This window comes from Candidatus Rokuibacteriota bacterium, from assembly GCA_030647435.1.
In the GTDB taxonomy this organism is placed as follows: domain Bacteria; phylum Methylomirabilota; class Methylomirabilia; order Rokubacteriales; family CSP1-6; genus AR37.
Genome location: JAUSJX010000022.1, coordinates 89,427 through 107,187 on the forward strand (window position 1 = coordinate 89,427; position 17,761 = coordinate 107,187).

A 17,761-nucleotide genomic window follows, 5' to 3' on the forward strand; every position below is an offset into this window, starting at 1 on the left:
TTGGCGTATGACAAGCCTTGGCGGATGACAAGCTTTGGCGCATGACATTCCGGGGCGCATGACATCCCGCGGCGGCGCGGTGGCGGTCATCGGCGCCGGGAGCTGGGGGACGGCGCTGGCCGTCCAGCTCGGCCGGAGCGGCATGGCGGTGCGCCTCTGGGCCCGCGATCCGGCGCTGGCCCGGGCGATCGGCGGCGCGCGCGAGAACCGGCGCTATCTCCCCGACGTCCCCCTTCCAGAGAGCGTTGTCGCCGGCGCCGACCTCGTCGAGACGCTCGACGGCAGCGACCTCGTGATCCTCGCGGTGCCGTCTCACTTTCTGCGCGGCGTCCTGCAGCCGATGGCGGCCGCGGTCCCCAGCGGGGCGGTGCTGCTTTCGGCGACCAAGGGTCTCGAGCCCTCGAGCACGCTCCGCATGTCCGAGCTTCTCTCCCAGATCCTCCCCGCGCACCAAGTCGCGGTGCTCTCGGGCCCGTCCTTCGCCCGCGAGGTGGCGCTGGGCAAGCCCACCGCGCTGGTCGTGGCTTCGACGGATGCCGGCGTCGCGCGGAGCCTCCAGGAGCGACTGAGCGCTCCCGCCTTCCGGCTCTACACGAACCGCGACGTCGTCGGGGTCGAGATCGGGGGCGCGCTGAAAAACGTGATGGCGATCGCCACCGGGCTCTCAGACGGGCTCGGGCTCGGCGAGAACGCGCGCGCGGCCCTCATCACCCGCGGCCTGGCTGAGATGGGGCGTCTGGCGGTCCACCTCGGAGGCCAGCCCGCGACGCTCGCGGGGCTGGCCGGGCTCGGCGACCTCGTGCTGACCTGCACGGGTTCACAGAGCCGCAACCACCGGCTCGGCCTGGCCGTCGCGAAAGGCCAGAGCTTGGCCCAGGCGGAAGGGTCGACTCCCATGGTCGCCGAGGGCGTGCGCACCGTCGCCTCGGCCAGGATCCTGGCGGGGCGGACCGGGGTGAGCATGCCGATTTGCGACGAGGTCTCGGCCGTGCTCTTCGAGGCGAAACCTGTGAAGGACGCGCTGGTTTCGCTCTTAGCCCGGGAGCCGCGCCCCGAGGAGGAGCACGCCGGCCGTGCCTGAGCTGAGGCGCGATCCCGTCGTCGGCCGATGGGTGATCATCTCGACCGAGCGCTCCAGGCGGCCCTCCGACTTCGCCTCCGCGCCGGTCCATCCAAAGGAGACCGGTCCCTGCGTCTTCTGCCCCGGGCAGGAGTCGCGCACGCCCGAAGAGATCCTCGCGGTGCGCGAGCCGGCGAGCCCGCCCAATGGCCCCGGATGGGAGGTCCGGGTGGTGCCCAACAAGTTCCCGGCGCTCAGGATAGAGGGAGATCTCGAGCCCGCGGGCGAGGGCGTCTACGACCGGATGAACGGGATCGGGGCCCACGAAGTCATCATCGAGACCCCCGACCACGGCGCCTCGCTGGCGGGACTGCCTGAGACCCAGGTGGTCGCCGTGCTCGAGGCGTGGCGCCGGCGCATGGTCGACCTCCAGAAGGACGCGCGCTTCGAGTACGTCAGCGTCTTCAAGAACCACGGCGAGGCCGCCGGCGCCTCGCTCGAGCACCCGCACTCCCAACTCATCGCAACGCCCATCGTCCCCATGATGGTCGAGCAGGAGCTGGAGGGGGCGCTTCGTCACTTCCGCATGAAGAAGCGCTGTATCTGGTGCGACATCATCCGCCAGGAGATGCAGGGGAGGGCCAAAGGTCTCGGCCGGCTCATCCTGGGCGAGGGGGGCTTCGTGGCGCTCTGCCCGTATGCTCCCCGCTTCCCATTCGAGACCTGGATCCTGCCCGAGGGCCACCGTTCGAGCTACGAAGACTCCGAGGGCGTGGATCTCGGGGCCCTCGCGAGGCTCCTGGGCGAGGTCTTGAGGCGGATGAACCGGGTACTAGGCGATCCCGCCTGGAACCTGAGCCTCCACTCGGCGCCGCTGAAGACTCCGACCCTCGACCACTTCCACTGGCACCTCGAAATCATCCCAAAATTGACCAAGGTGGCGGGTTTCGAGTGGGGAACCGGCTTCTTCATCAACCCGACCCCCCCCGAGGAGGCCGCCCGGTATCTCCGGGAGGGAGTGCCGACGGCGACCTAAGTTGACACCACCTAAGGCGTTTGTTACACTCCGTCAGGCTTGTGAAGCAGATGATTTCTTGCGGGAATAGCTCAGTGGTAGAGCACAACCTTGCCAAGGTTGGGGTCGCGGGTTCGAATCCCGTTTCCCGCTCCATTGGTTCGATGCGGGGACCGGGGGTTGGACCGGACCCTGTTGACGTATGTGGCGGCGTAGCCAAGTGGTTAAGGCGGAGGTCTGCAAAACCTCTATTCAGCGGTTCGAATCCGCTCGCCGCCTCCACTACAGGCAGGCGGGCGCAGCAAGCGCCGGGGTGGCGGAACTGGGAGACGCAGCGGACTTAAAATCCGCTGGCCCTTTGGGGCCGTGGGGGTTCGATTCCCTCCCTCGGCACCAGCAGTGCGGTGAACTTCAGCGCGAGCGCCGCAGCAGGCAGCGCTCGGAATGACGGAGGAGACCTAGGTGCAGACCCTTAAGGTCGCGCGCAAGACCTTCACGATGTTGAGCGAGCACCGGACGCAGATCCTCGACATCACCAAGACGATCCGCGACGTCATGCTGAGCGCCGACATCAAGGAAGGCATCCTTCTCGTCAACTCGCTGCACACGACGTGCGCGCTCTTCGTCAACGAGTTCCAGGGCGCCCTGGTCGAGGACCTCAAGTCCATGATCGAGACCCTGGTGGCCGAGAACGACGGCTACCGGCACGACGACCCCCGCTACTCGGACTGCGAGCGCGGCAACGCGCATTCGCACCTCCGCGCCGCGCTGCTGGGCCGGAGCATCGCCGTCGGCATCAGCGGCGGGGAGCTGTCGCTGGGCCGCTTCCAGTCCATCCTCTTCGCCGAGCTCGACGGGCCGAGGCCGCGCAGCATCGATGTCCAGATCATGGGCATCTAGCGCGGACTCTGCGCGAGGCGCCCCCCCGGTCTCCGCCGCTCCCGCGGCCTTAGCCCCCGACCCTCCGTGGTAGACTCGTTGCATGTCGTGGAAACTCAAGAAAAAAGCTCAATCCCTCGTCGCCGGTGAAGAGGGTGTGGTCCGCAAGGACTGGGGCGGCCGCGTCTCGGTCGCGCTGGTCTACCCCAACACCTACGCCGTGGGCATGTCCAACCTGGGCTTCCAGACGATCTACGAGCACCTGAACGCCCTCCCCGACGCCGTCTGTGAGCGCGTGTTCTTCCCCGATCCCGAGGATTCCGACGAGTACGCGCGCACCGGCACCGAGCCGTTCTCTCTGGAGTCGCTGCGTCCGCTCCGCGACTTCGACGTGGTCGGGTTCTCCGTCACCTACGAGGGCGACTACATCAACGTGCTGCGGCTCCTCCGCATGGCGGGGATCCCCGCGCGGCCGGCGGATCGCGGGTCGGGTGACCCGTTGGTGCTCATGGGTGGGGTCTGCGCCTTCTCGAACCCGGAGCCCATGGCGCCCTTCATGGATGCCATCGCCGTCGGCGAGGGGGAGGAGCTGGTCGGGGAGATCGTCGCGGCCTACGCATCCTGCCGCGCCGACGGGCGGGACGGCCAGAGGCAGCGGGTGATAGAGCGGCTCAAGCCGCTCCAAGGCATCTACGTGCCCGCGGCCTACGACGTTCGTTACGCCGCCGACGGCACCATCGGCGCGGTCACCCCGCGTGACGCCGACGTGCCGGCCGTCGTGGTCAAGCGCCGGCTCGGCGACGTCAACCGTTTCGAAACGCGTTCCATTCTCAAGACCCCCAAGGCGGAATACGGCCACATGGCCCTTCTCGAGGTGGGCAAGGGTTGCGGAAGAGGGTGCCGCTTTTGTCTGGAAGGCCAGGTCTACCGGCCCGTGCGCCACCGGAGTCTCGAGTCGCTGCGCGAGTCCGTCGCCCAGATTGCCAAGGAGTCCAAGCGCGTGGGTCTCGTGGGCGCCTGCGTGTCGGACTACCCGTGGATAGGCGACCTCATGAAGATGCTCGAGGAGTACGGTGTCGAGGTCTCGATCTCCTCGCTGCGGGCCGACAGCCTGACCGAAGACCTAGTCGCCTCACTCCAGCGCGGCGGGCACCGGACGCTGACCATGGCGCCCGAGGCGGGCACGGAGAGGCTACGTCGAGTCATCCGTAAGGTCATCACGGACGAGCAGCTCTACGCCGCCTGCGACCTCCTGCGCAAGTACGGCATCCCGAACCTCAAGTGCTACTTCATGATCGGGCAGCCGACCGAGACCATGGAGGACGTGGAAGCCATCCCCGATCTGGCGCGACGCATGCTGGAGCGCCTGCGCGTGCCCGGGCCCGACGGTCACCCCTTCGGCAAGCTGACGCTGTCCGTGTCCTCCTTCGTGCCCAAGCCGTGGACGCCGTTCCAGTGGGCGCCCTTCGACGAGCCGCGCGACCTCGAGACCAAGCTCGAAGCGATCAAGAGCGGCGCGCGGCGGCTCCAGGTGCGGGTGGTGCACGAGAACCCGCGCGAGGCGGGGCTCCAGGCGCTGCTCGCGCGCGGCGACCGCCGGGTCGCCGACTTCCTCGAAATCGCCGCCCGGCTCGACGGGGACTGGCGCCGGGCGCTTCGCGAGTGGGGGGCGGACCCATCCTTCTACACGCGGCGCGAGCGCCCCGAGGGCGAGATCATGCCGTGGGACCACTTCGACGTCGGCGTGAAGAAGGCCGGTCTCCTTCGCGAATGGCAGCGCGCCGGGCTGGGCGAGCCGGTGCCGGCATGAGCCGCCGCATTTTCGTCGGGCAGGTCGCCGACGTCCCGGTGGGAGAGGGGCGGGTCGTGGAGGCCGAAGGCAGGGCTCTCGCCCTCTTCAACGTGGACGGCGCCTTCTACGCCCTCGACAATGCCTGCGCGCACCGCGGCGGGCCGCTGGGCGAGGGAGATCTCGAAAGCACGGTGGTCGTGTGCCCGTGGCATGCCTGGCGCTGGGACGTGAAGACGGGCGCCAACGTCAACAACCCGGCCGTCAAGATACCCTGCTTCCCGGTCTCGGTGGACGGCGACCGTGTCTTCGTGGAGCTGCCGTGATCCGCGACGCCTTCGCGCGGCCGCTCCGCAACCTCCGCCTCTCCGTCACCGACCGCTGCAACCTGCGCTGCGCCTACTGCATGCCGGAAGAGGAGTACGCGTGGCTGCCGCGCGCCGACATCCTGACCTTCGAAGAGATCGCGCGGCTGGTGGACGTCTTCGCCGGCCTCGGCGTGGACAAGGTGCGCTTCACGGGCGGCGAGCCGCTCCTGCGGAAGGACCTGCCCCGCCTCGTCAAGATGATCGCGGCCGAGCCCCGCATCCGCGACCTGGCCATTACGACCAACGGCATCCTTCTGGCCCAGGAGGCCCAGGCGCTCCGTGACGCGGGCATCCAGCGCGTGACGGTCAGCCTCGACACCCTCAAGCCGGATCGTTTCCGGGCGCTGACCCGTCGCGACGCGTACCAGCAGGTCCGCGAGGGGATCGAAGCCGTCAGCCGCACGGGCTGGCCCGGGCTCAAGCTCGACACCGTGGTGATGCGCGGGGTCAACGACGACGAGATGCTCGATCTGATCGAGTTCGCCCGCGGCGTGGCTGCCGAGCTGCGCTTCATCGAGTACATGGACGTGGGGGGCGCCACGCGCTGGTCCATGGACCAGGTCGTCGCGCGTGCCGAGATCCTCGAGCGCCTGGGCGCGCGCTATGGCCGGATCGAGCCCATCGTGGAAGAGTCATCGGCGCCCGCCGACCGCTTCCGGCTGCCGGACGGGCTGAGCTTCGGGATCATCTCCTCGACCACGGCGCCCTTCTGCCAGACCTGCGACAGGAGCCGGCTCACCGCCGACGGGCAGTGGCTCCTGTGCCTGTATGCTACGGCCGGAATGGACTTGAGGAAACACTTGAGGGATGGCACTTCAAAAGATCATCTGGCATTGCTGATCCGCTCGGCATGGGAGAGGCGCCGGGACAGGGGCGCGGAGCAGCGGCTCCTGCTCAAAGACCGGCAGCCCCTGGTCCAGATCGGCGAGCTCAAGGCCAAGCCCCATCTCGAGATGCACACTCGCGGAGGGTAGTGAGCGCGTATGACCACCCCGGGGCCCGGCAAGCCTGACGAGGTCAAGGTGCCAGACGAAGTCAAGGTCCCAGACGGAGTCAAGGTCGAGGTCGCCGAGCGCGGCGCCAACGGGCAGACCTCGAACCGCCGCCTCTTCATGCAGCTCCAGGCCTTCGGGGGGTGCTCCGAGCCCAAGACCCTGGCCGCGGCGCTCGAGAGAAGCCGGATCGAGGTGGTGCTGTACGCCGACCTCCAGGACCCTCGCGGCGTGGGCGTGCTCACGTTCGCCGAGGACCCGGCGTTCCTCGTCACGCGAGCGCGCGAGGTCCTGGCAGCCGAGCCCTTCGCCGGCCTCGTTCCCAAGCCCGAGCTGGCAATGATCGGCAGGACCTACTCGAGCGGCTTCGAGCCCGACCTCGAAGACTGGCTGCTGAGCCGCCCCCGCCGCACCGTGCTCAACCCGGACTGGCCTTGGGCAGTCTGGTACCCGCTGAGGCGGACGGGCGCCTTCGCCAAGCTGTCCGCCCAGGAGCAGGGCGCCATCCTCCGCGAGCACGGCACGATCGGACGCGCGTACGGCGACGCCGATCTCGCGCATGACATCAGGCTCGCCTGCCACGGTCTCGACGCCCACGACAACGATTTCCTCATCGGCCTGGTCGGCAAGGAGCTCCAGCCGCTCTCGCACCTCGTCCAGACCATGCGCAAGACAGTCCAGACATCGGAGTACATGGCGAGCCTCGGCCCCTTCTTCGTGGGCCACGCCATCTGGCAGAGCCCCCTGCGCTGACGTAGCCGGGGCAAGAGGATGAGAGCCGGGACGCGACTCACCGGAAGAGGACGGGGTTTGGGCCCCGTCCTCGGCGCCCGCGCGCTCCAGATTGTTGGATCGCCCAGGAAGACGGTCATTGTGCGCCTTGGCAAACCTCGCAAAGAGCCAACAGGGGAGTGGGCGTGTCCCTTCCAAATCACGGGGCTGGGGCAGCGCGGCGTTCAGCACGGCTACGGCGAGGACGGGATCCAGGCCGTGGGCAACGCGCTTCAGGCGGTTCGGGTGACGCTCGATCGGAGCCGCGCCAAGCTCTCGTTGTTTGGAGGAGAACCCGGGTGGACGGGCTTCGAACGGTCGATCCCCACCTCTCTTGGTGTGGCCTTTGGGCGGAGGCTTGAGCGTTTGGTCGATCGGGAGATCAGCCGGCGGGTCCGGGCACTGAAGAGACGCCACCGTTCACGGGTGAGGAGGCGGGAGCGTTGAGCCCCTCACGAGTGGTCAACTTCGCGGGACGGATCGTGCTGGTCATTGTCCTGGTCGCGGGCTGCGCCTCAGTGCCGTCGAAGCCTCTCACGGACGTCCGGGCCATCGAGGGCAAGTGGCGGGGCACCATCACCGTCGGCATGGGCGCGCCGCAATTCTACTACCTCACGGTCAACCCCGACTCCACGATCGTCGCGGAATGGGGCCCGAACTGGCAGTGGGGCAAGATCACGCTGAGCGGGGGCCAGGCGCGCTTCGAGATCTCCCACCTCACGAGCGGCACCCTTTTGTACTTCGATGGGTCGGACGGCCGCGTCATCACGATGACGCCGGATTTCGGCGGCTGGTACGTCTACGTGACCCCGCTCAAGTAGCCCGGCCGGGATATTCGATGACCACGCCGCGGATGATCGGGCGCGCCACGCTGATCCTGCTCGCCGCCGCCCTCCTCCTGGGCGCCTCGAACGTGACGGGCAAGCCGATCACGGACATCCGCACGATCGAGGGGAAGTGGCGAGGCCAGATCAAGTTCGCCGGCGGGCCGTACGAGATCTACTACTTGACGGTCAATCCCGACGCCACGATCGTCGCGTCCTGGGGCGCGACGACGCGCTGGGGCAAGGTGACGCTCAGTGGCGGCAAGGCGCGCTTCAGCTTCCCCACGTCGAGCGGGGACCTGTACTACTACGAAGAGGCCCAGGGGCGCGTCATCACGCTCAAACCGGACTTCGGAGGCTGGGACGCGCAGGTGAGGCCGCTCAAGTAGCAGGGTCGGGGCGGAGGCTACTTAAGCGGGGCGGGGAGGTCGGACTTGCCCATCAGGTAGAGATCCACGCCACGGGCGGCGCTTCGGCCCTCGGCGATGGCCCAGACGATGAGCGATTGGCCGCGCTGGATGTCGCCGGCGGTGAACACGCCCGGCACGCTCGTCATCCAGTTCGGGTCCCGCCAGACGTTGCCGCGATCGGTGAGCTTGACGCCGAGGTCTGCCAGGAGTCCCTCGCGCCGCGGGCCGAGGAAGCCCATGGCGAGCAGGACCAGGTCGGCCTCCATGGCGTACTCGGTGCCCGGGACGTTCTTGAAGCCGATCCGGCCGCCCTCTTTGATCATCTCCACGCGTACCGCATGGAGGGTCGTCACGCGCCCGTCGACCCCCGAGAAGTGCGAGGTGTTGACGGAGTACTCGCGCACGCCTCCTTCCTCGTGGGCCGAGGAGACGCGGAAGATGTTGGGCCAGAGGGGCCAGGGATTGCTGGCGGGCTCGCGCTCTTCAGGCGGGCGAGGCAGGATCTCGAACTGCGTGACGGAGCGCGCGCTCTGGCGGTGGACCGTGCCGAGGCAGTCGGCGCCGGTGTCGCCGCCGCCGATGATGACGACGTTCTTGCCTTCGGCCGTGATGACCTCGCGATCCGGGACGCTGTCGCCCTCGCAGCGCCGGTTCTGGAGCGTGAGGTAGTCCATGGCGAAGTGGATGCCCCGGAGCTCGCGCCCGGGGATCTGGAGATCCCGGGGCCACTCCGCTCCTCCGGCCAGGACGGTGGCGTCGAAGTCCTTGCGGAGCGCCTCGACGGGCAGTGTCTCGCCCACGTTCACGCTCGTCCTGAAGGCGATCTCCGCCGCTTCCATCAGCGCGAGGCGGCGGTCGAGAACGCGCTTCTCCATTTTGAATTCCGGGATGCCGTAGCGGAGGAGTCCGCCGATACGGTCGGCCTTCTCGAACACGGTCACCGAGTGCCCGGCGCGGTTGAGCTGCTCGGCGGCGGCGAGACCTGCCGGGCCCGAGCCCACCACGGCGACCTTCTTTCCCGTGCGCGCTGCGGGCGGGGCGGGAACGACCCAGCCCTCGTCGAAGGCGTGGTCGATGATGCCGACCTCGACCTGCTTGATCGTGACCGGGTCGTCGTTGATGCCCAGCACGCAGGAGCCCTCGCAGGGGGCGGGGCAGAGGCGGCCCGTGAACTCCGGGAAGTTGTTCGTGGCGTGGAGGCGGTCGATGGCCTCGCGCCAGCGGTCCCGATAGACGAGGTCGTTCCAATCGGGGATCAGGTTCCCGAGCGGGCAGCCCTGGTGGCAGAAGGGGATGCCGCAGTCCATGCAGCGCGCGCCCTGCTTCTTGAGCTTGTCGGCCTCGAAGGGTAGGTAGACCTCCTGCCAGTCGTGGACCCGCTCGCCGACGGGACGCCGCTTGGGTGTCTCGCGCTTGATCTCGAGAAAGCCGGTGATCTTGCCCATGAGCCTAGATGTGGGGAGCCTAGTTGTGTGCCGAGGCCATCACGGCCTCGTCCACGGACATGCCGCTCTCCTCGGCCTTCTTGATGGCCTGGAGCACGCGCTTGTAGTCGCGCGGCATGATCTTGACGAACAGTTGCTGCGTCGCCTCCCAGCTGACGAGAAGGCGCGCGGCGACCGGGCTCTGCGTGTGGCGGATGTGGCGGGACAGGAGGTCCTTGACGAGCTCGACGTCCTCGACGTCCACCAGGGACTCGAGATCCACCATGCCCAGGTTGCACCGGCGCTTGAAATCGCCCGCCTCGTCGAGGACGTAGGCGATGCCGCCCGACATGCCGGCGGCGAAGTTGCGGCCCGTGCGCCCGATGACCACCACACGGCCGCCGGTCATGTACTCGCAGCCGTGGTCCCCGGCGCCCTCCACGACCGCGAGCGCGCCGCTGTTCCTGACGCCGAACCGCTCGCCGGCCACGCCGCGGAAGTAGGCCTCCCCGCTCGTGGCGCCGTAGAGCACCACGTTGCCGACCAGGATGTTCTCCTCGGCCACGAAGGTCGCCTCGCGCGGGGGGTAGACGATGAGCTTGCCGCCGGAGAGGCCCTTGCCGAGGTAGTCGTTGGCGTCTCCTTCGAGCGTCAGCGTGATGCCGCGCGGCACGAAGGCGCCGAAGCTCTGCCCCGCCGAGCCCGTGAAGTGGATGCGGATGCTGTCGTCCGGGAGCCCGTCCGGGCCGTGGCGACGCGTCACCTCCGAGCCGAGGATGGTGCCCACCGTGCGATTGACGTTCCTGATCGGCAGCCGGATGTCCACTGGCTCGCGGCGCTCGAGCGCCTCGCGGCAGAGCGGCACGAGGGTCGTCACGTCGAGAGATTTCTCGAGACCGTGGTCCTGCTCGACCACCCTCCGAACGGCGACCTCGGGCCCGACCTGCGGCCGGTGGAGGATCGAGGAGAAGTCGATGCCGCGGGCCTTCCAGTGGTCGACGGCCTTGCGGACGTCGAGGAAGTCCGAGCGGCCGATCATCTCGTCCATGGTGCGGAAGCCGAGGCGCGCCATGTGTTCGCGGACCTCCTGCGCGATGTAGCGGAAGAAGGTCTCGACGAATTCTGCCTTGCCCTCGAACTTGGCCCGGAGCTTCGGGTCCTGGGTCGCGATGCCGACCGGGCAGGTGTTGAGATGGCAGACGCGCATCATGATGCAGCCCATGACGACGAGCGGCGCAGTGGAGAAGCCGTACTCCTCGGCGCCGAGGAGCGCCGCGATGACGACGTCGCGCCCGGTCTTCATCTGCCCGTCCGTTTGCACGATGATCCGGTCGCGGAGCTTGTTCATGACCAGCACCTGCTGGGTCTCCGCTAGGCCCAGCTCCCACGGAATTCCACCATGCTTGATCGAGGTCAAGGGCGACGCGCCGGTGCCGCCGTCGTGGCCCGAGATCAGCACCACGTCCGAATGCGCCTTGGCGACGCCCGCCGCGACCGTTCCGACTCCGACCTCGGCGACCAGCTTGACGCTGATCCGCGCCCGCGGGTTCGAGTTCTTCAAGTCGTGGATCAGCTGGGCCAGGTCCTCGATCGAGTAGATGTCGTGGTGTGGGGGCGGCGAGATGAGCCCCACGCCCGGCATCGAGTGCCGGACCTTGGCGATCCACGGGTAGACCTTGTGGCCCGGCAGCTGGCCGCCCTCGCCGGGCTTGGCGCCCTGGGCCATCTTGATCTGGAGCTCGTCCGCGTTGAGCAGGTACCAGCTCGTGACGCCGAAGCGCCCCGACGCGACCTGCTTGACCGCGCTGCGCCGCCAGTCGCCGTTCGGGTCGCGCTTGTAACGCGCCGGGTCTTCACCGCCCTCGCCGGTGTTTGAGCGTCCGCCCATCCGATTCATGGCGATGGCCAGCGTCTCGTGAGCCTCGAGGCTGATCGAGCCGTAGGACATGGCGCCGGTGGCGAAGCGCCTGAGGATCGCCTCGACGGGCTCGACGTCTTGGAGCGCGATAGGCTTTGGTATGAACTTGAACGTGAAGAGCCCGCGGAGCGTCGCCAGGTGCCCGTTCTGCGTGTTGACGAGGTCCGTGTACTCCTTGAAGATCGCGTACTGCTTCGAGCGCGTGGCGTGCTGGAGCTTGAACACGGTGTCAGGATTGAAGAGGTGGTACTCGCCGTCGCGCCGCCACTGGTACTCGCCGCCCCAGTCGAGCTCGGGCTCGCCCACGGGCCGCTCCGGGAAGGCGTGGTGGTGGCGCAGGAGCGCCTCTTTCGCGACCACGTCGATGCCGATGCCGCCAATGCGGGACGCCGTCCACGTGAAGTAGCGGTCCACGAAGTCCTTCGCGAGCCCGATCGCCTCGAAGATCTGGGCCGCCCGGTACGACTGGATGGTCGAGATGCCCATCTTCGAGATGACCTTGAGGACGCCCTTGTTGAGCGCCTTGATGTAGTTCTTGATCGCGGTCTTGTGGTCCAGCGCCGGCAGCATGCCCTGGCGGATCATGTCGTCGAGCGTCTCGAAGGCCAGGTACGGGTTGACGGCGCCCGCGCCGTAGCCTAAGAGGAGCGCCATGTGGTGGACCTCGCGCGGCTCGCCCGTCTCGATGACCAGACCGACCTTGACGCGCTTGCCCTCGCGGATCAGGTGGTGGTGGACTCCGGCCGTCGCCAAGAGCGCCGGAATGGGCGCGTGCTCGCGATCGACACCGCGGTCGGAGAGGATGAGATAGGTGAATCCCGCATCCACCGCCTGGCTCGCCTTCCGGCAGAGCTCTTCCGTCGCGCGCGCCAGGCCGTCCGGGCCGTCGGCCACGCGGAACAGCATGGGCACGGTCGTGGCCTTGAAGCCCGGCCGGTCAACGTGGCGGATCCGTGCCAGCTCGGCATTGTCGAGGATCGGGGTCTTGAGCTTGATCTGCCGGCAGGCCTCGGGCGTGGGCTCGAGGAGGTTGCCCTCGGGACCGATACTGGTCGCGATCTGGGTCACCAGCTCTTCGCGGATGCCGTCGAGCGGCGGGTTGGTCACCTGCGCGAAGAGCTGCTTGAAGTAGTCGTAGAGGAGTCGCGGGCGGTCCGAGAGCACGGCGAGCGACGTGTCGGTGCCCATGGAGCCTATGGGCTCCTCGCCCGCGGTCGCCATGGGCCCCAGCAGCAGGCGGAGATCCTCGTGTGTGTAGCCGAAGGCCTGCTGGCGCTCGAGGACGGTCTCGTGCGCGGGCTCGGGCAGGTGAGGCGGCTCGGGCAGGCTCTCGAGCGGCGTGAGGTGGGTCGCGAGCCACTCGCCGTACGGGTGCGCGGTCGCGAAGGTGTGCTTCAACTCCGCGTCGTCGATGATGCGCCCCTGCGCCGTGTCCACGAGGAAGATCCGGCCCGGGTGGAGGCGCTCCTTGATCAGCACCCGCTCGGGCGGGATGTCGAGCACGCCCACCTCGGACGCCATGACCACGAGCCCGTCCTTCGTGACGTAGTACCGCGACGGGCGGAGGCCATTCCGGTCGAGGACCGCGCCGATGACGGTCCCGTCGGTGAAGGCGATCGAGGCCGGGCCGTCCCACGGCTCCATGAGGCAGCCGTGATACTCGTAGAAGTCCTTGCGCTCGCTGGGCATGGACTCGTGCCCGCTCCAGGCCTCGGGAATCATCATCAGGACCGCCAGCGGAAGGGGGCGGCCCGCCATGACGAGGAGCTCCAGCACGTTGTCGAAGATGGCCGAGTCGCTGCCGCCCTCGACGACGATCGGCAGGATCTTCTTGAGGTCGTCGCCGAGAAGGTTCGACCGGCAGAGGGCTTCCCGCGCGTGCATCCAGTTGATGTTGCCGCGCAGCGTGTTGATCTCTCCGTTGTGGGCGATGTAGCGGTACGGATGCGCCAGCGGCCACGACGGGAACGTATTGGTGGAGAAGCGCTGGTGGACGAGCGCGAGCGCGGACTCGACCCGCGGGTCCACGATGTCCGGAAACATGGTCTCGATCTGGTCGGCCGAGAGCATGCCCTTGTAGATGAGGGTATTGGCCGAGAGGCTCGGCAGGTAGAAGTAGCCGCGGCCCGGGATGTCCGAGCGCCGCACCGCGTGCTCGACGCGCTTGCGGATGACGTAGAGCTTGCGCTCGAAGGCCTGCGCGTCGGAGATGCCTGCGGCCCGGCCGATGAAGACCTGTTCTATGAGAGGCTCGGCCGCGCGCGCGCTCGGCCCCACCGGCGCGTCGTCGGTTGGCACCACTCGCCACCCGAGTAAGGTCTGGCCCTCCTCCCGGACGATCCCGTCCAGCATCGCGCGGCACTGCGCGGACTGGGCCGCATCGCGCGGCAGGAAGACGAGGCCGGCGCCGTAGTGCCTGGGCGAGGGGAGGCTCCAGCCGAGCGCGGCGCACTCGCGGGCGAGGAAGGCGTGCGGCATCTGGATCAGGATGCCGGCGCCGTCCCCCGTGTTGGCTTCACAGCCGCAGGCGCCGCGGTGGAGAAGGTTCTTGAGCACCTGGAGAGCCTGGCTCACGATGGCGTGGGACTTCCGCCCCTTCATGTCCACGACGAACCCGACGCCGCAGGCGTCGTGCTCGTGGGCGGGATCGTAGAGGCCCTGGGCCCCGGGCATCCCGGCAGGCGTCGTCGCTGACAACCCGTCTTCCATCGCCATCCCTCTCCTAGCCTCCCGCGTCCTTGTGAACTCTCGGAACAACCTCGACTTGAGGAGTGAGCCTACACTAGGGCCGAGCATTAGCCAAGGACAAAATAGAAAAAACATAGCATTAGAGATTCTAATAGGATAACCTCGGCCCGTGAACCTCGAGACGCTCAAGCTCTACTGCGACGTCGTGAGGCTGCGGAGCTTCTCGCGCGCCGCGACGGCCAACGGCGTCACGCAGTCCGCTGCCAGCCAGTCCATCCAGCAGCTCGAGGGCGACCTCGACGTGCCGCTCCTCGACCGCTCTCGCAGGCCGCTGGTCGCCACAGAGGCCGGCCGCGTTTTTTTCGACGCCTGCCGCGACCTCCTCGAGGGCTTCGAAAAGGCGCGGGCCGGGCTGCTCGCCTCCAGGGAGCGGGTGGAGGGGACGGTGCGCGTCGCGGCGATCTACTCGGTGGGGCTCCACGACATGAGCCGACACATGCAGCCCTTCATGTCGGCGCATCCGCGCGCGCGGGTCCTGCTCGAATGCCTGCACCCTCACAAGGTGGTGGAGGCGGTCCAGAACGACGAGGCCGACGTGGGCGTCCTGTCGTATCCCGCGGCGACCCGGACACTCAACGTGTTGCCGCTCCGATCGGAGCCGATGGTGCTGGTGACGCATCCGAGCCACCGTCTCGCCAAGCGGAAGCACGTGGAGGCCGGCGACCTCGCGGGCGAGAAGTTCATCGCGTTCGACCGCGATCTCGCGGTGCGCAAGGCGATCGACCGCGCGCTCAAGCAGCACGGGGTCAAGGTGGAGGTGGTCATGGAGTTCGACAACGTCGAGACCATCAAGCAGGCCATCGGCATCGCCGCCGGGGTCAGCATCCTGCCGCGGCCCACCGTGGTGATGGAGTCGGGCATGCGGACGCTGGCCACGGTGCCGCTCGCGCTCTCCGGCCTCGCGAGGCCGATCGGGCTCATCTACCGGCGGGGCAAGCGCCTCACTCCCGCCGTCGCGCGCTTCATCGAGACCCTCCGCAAAGCCGACGAGTCCCCCGCAGAGTAGACGGGCAGGAGCCCGCGGTATCCCGAGGGGTGCTGCCGGCAGTGGAGTGCCCTCGTCCGCTCAACCTCCTCGCCTCGACGCGCCTCCTCGCTCGGGCGCCTCCGCCTGCCCCCCATCCCCCGAGACGGGGGTGCGCTCGCCGCCCCGCTCCGCGGGGACGGCTCGCGCGGCGGAGGCGCCCTGCGCTTCGGGGCGCGCTACGGCTCGTCGGATTCGCTCCCGAGGGCACCCCACTGCCGGCAGCACGTGGCCGATGACATCGCGGCGGCGGGACCGACGGACTCCTCGCCAGGAAAATGGCGCGTCGTGCGTGGTACGGTAGGGGCATGGCGGAGCAAGTGATGGCGGTGCAGAAGTTTGTGAGCCGGGGCGGCATCCGGGTCTACGGGATGCCCGTCGAGACCTTCCCGGGCCACGTCAACAACATCTACCTGATCGTCGACGGCGACACGCCGACCCTCGTGGACGTCGGCTCCGGCACCGAGGACTCGGTCAAGGGGCTCCACCAGCGCTTCGACGAGATGCGCGAGCGCTTCGGCGAGCGCGTCTCGCTCGACGACGTCCGCCACGTCGTCATCACCCACGCCCACATCGACCACTTCGGCTGGGTCGGCCACTTCACCCGCGAGACCGGGGCCCGTGTCTGGGTCCACGAGCTGGATGCGCGGGTACTGAGCCGCTTCGAGGAGCGGATGGTGCTGGCCTCGAAGGACATGCGGGTCTTCCTCGAGCGGGCCGGGGTCAAGCCGGAGCTCCGGGACGAGCTCGAGACCATGTACCGGTTCTCGAAGGCCTTCTTCAAGTCCGTCACGATCGACGGCGTGGTCAAGGACGGCCAGCGCATCATCAACGGCTACCGGGTCCACCACACGCCCGGCCACTGTCCCGGGCAGATCTGCCTCGAGGTGGACGATCTTCTCTTCACGGCCGATCACGTGCTCTCGCGCATCACGCCCCACCAGTCGCCGGCCTCCATCACGCCGTTCTGCGGGCTCGAGCTGTACCTCCAGTCCCTCGACAAGGTGCGCCGGCTGGGCGGGATCAGCCTGGCGCTGCCCGGGCACGAGGCGCCGATCGAGGACATGCCGGCACGCATCGGCGTCATCGCGGCCCACCACGAGCGCCGGCTCGCCCAGGTGCTCGAGTTCTGTCGTGACCCGATGACGCTGGTGGAGGTCTCCCAGCGTCTCTTCGGGCCGAGGGCGGGCTACACGCGGCTCCTGGCGCTCGAGGAGGCGGGGGCGCACGTCGAGTACCTCTTCCAGCGCGGCGAGCTCGGCATCGCCAACCTGAGCGAGGTCAGCGAGCAGGCCAATCCCGTCATCCAGTACGAGACCCGACGAGGATCCGCCGCATGACTGCGTCGCTGATCATCGCCGCCAGCGAGGGAGACTCGAATCTCTACTACGCCTGCCGGTTCATGGCTCCCGACCCCTTCGTCTTCCTCGAGGCCGGCGGCAGGAAGATCCTGCTCATGTCCGACCTCGAGGTAGACCGCGCGCGCCAGCAGGCCCGCGTCGACGAGGTGCTGTCGCTCTCCGAGTGGGAAGCCAAGGCCAAGCAGCGCTGGGCCCAGCCGAAGCTCACCGACACCGTCAGCCTGCTTCTCGAGGACTATGGCGTCGCGACCGTCGAGGTGCCCGCCGACTTCCCGCTCGAAGCTGCCGACCGGCTGCGCGAGCGCGGGGTCACGGTGCAGGTGAGGCCGCACCCGTTCTTTCCGGAGCGCGTCGTCAAGTCGGCCGAGGAGGTGGCGGCCATCGAGCTGGCCCAGCGGCATACGGAGACCGCGCTCGCGGCGGCGCTCGCCGTGCTCAGGCAGAGCGTGATCCGCGGTGACGAGGTGGTCTGGAAGGGCCGGGCGCTGACCTCCGAGGACCTGAAGAAGGTCGTCAACGTGTCGCTGATGGAGAACGACTGCATCGCCCAGCACACCATCATCGCCTGCGGCGAGCAGGGCGTGGACCCGCACAACCAGGGCTCGGGCCCCATCCGCCCCAACCAGGGCATCATCTTCGACATTTTTCCGCGCTCCTCGACCTCCCACTATTTCGCCGACATGACGCGCACGGTGGTCAAGGGCAAGGCGCCCGACGAGCTTTGCCGGATCTATGACGCCGTCCTGGCGGCCCAGCTGCGCGGGATCGAGCTGGTCAAGGACGGGGCCTCGGGCGGGGCGGTCCACGCAGAAGTTGCACGCACGATGGAGGCCCGCGGCTATGCGACTGGCGTCGTGGACGGGCGCAACCAGGGGTTCTTCCACGGGACGGGCCACGGCGTCGGCCTCGACATACACGAGCTGCCCCGCATCAGCCGGCTCGACTACGAGCTCAAGGCGGGGCAGGTGGTGACCGTCGAGCCCGGCCTCTACTACCCGAAACGGGGGGCCGCGCGCATCGAGGACATGGTTCTCGTGGAGCCCGGGGGCTGTCGCAACCTCACGCGGTCGCCCAAGATGGAGCTGCTCGAGCTATAGGCCACGGGCCGTGGCGCGGCGCGGCGAACTCCGGCGGTCGGACTGGAGAGAACCTTGCCTATCCGAGGGGTTTTGGGTAGC

14 protein-coding genes and 3 tRNA genes are annotated in these 17,761 nt (G+C 68.4%); 15 read left to right on the top strand and 2 right to left on the bottom strand.

Going from position 1 to position 17,761, the window contains the following annotated elements; all coding sequences use genetic code 11:
- Window positions 1-58: 58 nt before the first annotated feature.
- The 12 genes from Q7W02_04395 to Q7W02_04450 all read left to right on the top strand — a co-directional run bounded on the left by Q7W02_04395 (window position 59) and on the right by Q7W02_04450 (window position 8,087).
- Entirely contained in the window at window positions 59-1,081 is a 1,023-nt protein-coding gene (locus tag Q7W02_04395) for an NAD(P)H-dependent glycerol-3-phosphate dehydrogenase (protein MDO8475431.1), read from the top strand.
- Window positions 1,074-2,096, top strand: coding sequence for a galactose-1-phosphate uridylyltransferase (galT, locus tag Q7W02_04400; GenBank protein ID MDO8475432.1), 1,023 nt, complete (start codon window positions 1,074-1,076; stop codon window positions 2,094-2,096). Before Q7W02_04395 ends, galT begins: the two co-directional genes overlap by 8 nt.
- A 60-nt stretch (window positions 2,097-2,156) precedes the next feature.
- Window positions 2,157-2,231, top strand: a tRNA-Gly gene (locus tag Q7W02_04405).
- 50 nt (window positions 2,232-2,281) lie between these two features.
- Window positions 2,282-2,357: transfer RNA gene (locus tag Q7W02_04410), tRNA-Cys, on the top strand.
- A 25-nt stretch (window positions 2,358-2,382) separates the two neighbouring features.
- Window positions 2,383-2,471: transfer RNA gene (locus Q7W02_04415), tRNA-Leu, on the top strand.
- A 66-nt stretch (window positions 2,472-2,537) separates the two neighbouring features.
- Window positions 2,538-2,975 (top strand): secondary thiamine-phosphate synthase enzyme YjbQ, encoded by a 438-nt coding sequence (locus tag Q7W02_04420; protein MDO8475433.1) that lies wholly within the window; start codon window positions 2,538-2,540, stop codon window positions 2,973-2,975.
- Window positions 2,976-3,057: 82 nt separating this feature from the next.
- Window positions 3,058-4,764, top strand: coding sequence for a radical SAM protein (locus tag Q7W02_04425; protein MDO8475434.1), 1,707 nt, complete (start codon window positions 3,058-3,060; stop codon window positions 4,762-4,764).
- Window positions 4,761-5,069 carry a Rieske 2Fe-2S domain-containing protein gene (locus Q7W02_04430; GenBank protein ID MDO8475435.1) on the top strand — a complete coding sequence of 103 codons (309 nt, stop codon included), beginning with the start codon at window positions 4,761-4,763 and terminating at the stop codon, window positions 5,067-5,069. Before Q7W02_04425 ends, Q7W02_04430 begins: the two co-directional genes overlap by 4 nt.
- On the top strand, window positions 5,066-6,085 hold the full coding sequence (gene moaA, locus Q7W02_04435) for a GTP 3',8-cyclase MoaA (protein ID MDO8475436.1): 1,020 nt from the start codon (window positions 5,066-5,068) through the stop codon (window positions 6,083-6,085). Before Q7W02_04430 ends, moaA begins: the two co-directional genes overlap by 4 nt.
- 9 nt (window positions 6,086-6,094) lie before the next feature.
- Entirely contained in the window at window positions 6,095-6,856 is a 762-nt protein-coding gene (locus Q7W02_04440) for a chlorite dismutase family protein (protein MDO8475437.1), read from the top strand.
- A gap of 461 nt (window positions 6,857-7,317) precedes the next feature.
- The gene (locus Q7W02_04445; GenBank protein ID MDO8475438.1) at window positions 7,318-7,695 is read left to right on the top strand and encodes a hypothetical protein; all 378 of its coding nucleotides are present in this window, start codon (window positions 7,318-7,320) and stop codon (window positions 7,693-7,695) included.
- Between the two features lie 17 nt (window positions 7,696-7,712).
- The gene (locus Q7W02_04450; GenBank protein ID MDO8475439.1) at window positions 7,713-8,087 is read left to right on the top strand and encodes a hypothetical protein; all 375 of its coding nucleotides are present in this window, start codon (window positions 7,713-7,715) and stop codon (window positions 8,085-8,087) included.
- A gap of 17 nt (window positions 8,088-8,104) precedes the next feature.
- On the opposite strand, the gene Q7W02_04455 is transcribed toward Q7W02_04450, so the two are convergent.
- The gene (locus tag Q7W02_04455; GenBank protein MDO8475440.1) at window positions 8,105-9,553 is read right to left on the bottom strand and encodes a glutamate synthase subunit beta; all 1,449 of its coding nucleotides are present in this window, start codon (window positions 9,551-9,553) and stop codon (window positions 8,105-8,107) included.
- Between the two features lie 19 nt (window positions 9,554-9,572).
- Entirely contained in the window at window positions 9,573-14,165 is a 4,593-nt protein-coding gene (gene gltB, locus Q7W02_04460) for a glutamate synthase large subunit (GenBank protein MDO8475441.1), read from the bottom strand.
- Between the two features lie 142 nt (window positions 14,166-14,307).
- On the opposite strand from gltB, the gene Q7W02_04465 reads away from it, so the two are divergent.
- The 3 genes from Q7W02_04465 (at window position 14,308) to Q7W02_04475 (ending at window position 17,680) form a co-directional block, all read left to right on the top strand.
- Window positions 14,308-15,204, top strand: coding sequence for a LysR family transcriptional regulator (locus Q7W02_04465; GenBank protein ID MDO8475442.1), 897 nt, complete (start codon window positions 14,308-14,310; stop codon window positions 15,202-15,204).
- A 326-nt stretch (window positions 15,205-15,530) separates the two neighbouring features.
- Entirely contained in the window at window positions 15,531-16,562 is a 1,032-nt protein-coding gene (locus tag Q7W02_04470) for an MBL fold metallo-hydrolase (protein ID MDO8475443.1), read from the top strand.
- Entirely contained in the window at window positions 16,559-17,680 is a 1,122-nt protein-coding gene (locus Q7W02_04475; protein MDO8475444.1) for a Xaa-Pro peptidase family protein, read from the top strand. The genes Q7W02_04470 and Q7W02_04475 overlap by 4 nt, the downstream gene beginning before the upstream one ends.
- The last annotated feature ends 81 nt before the right edge of the window (window positions 17,681-17,761 follow it).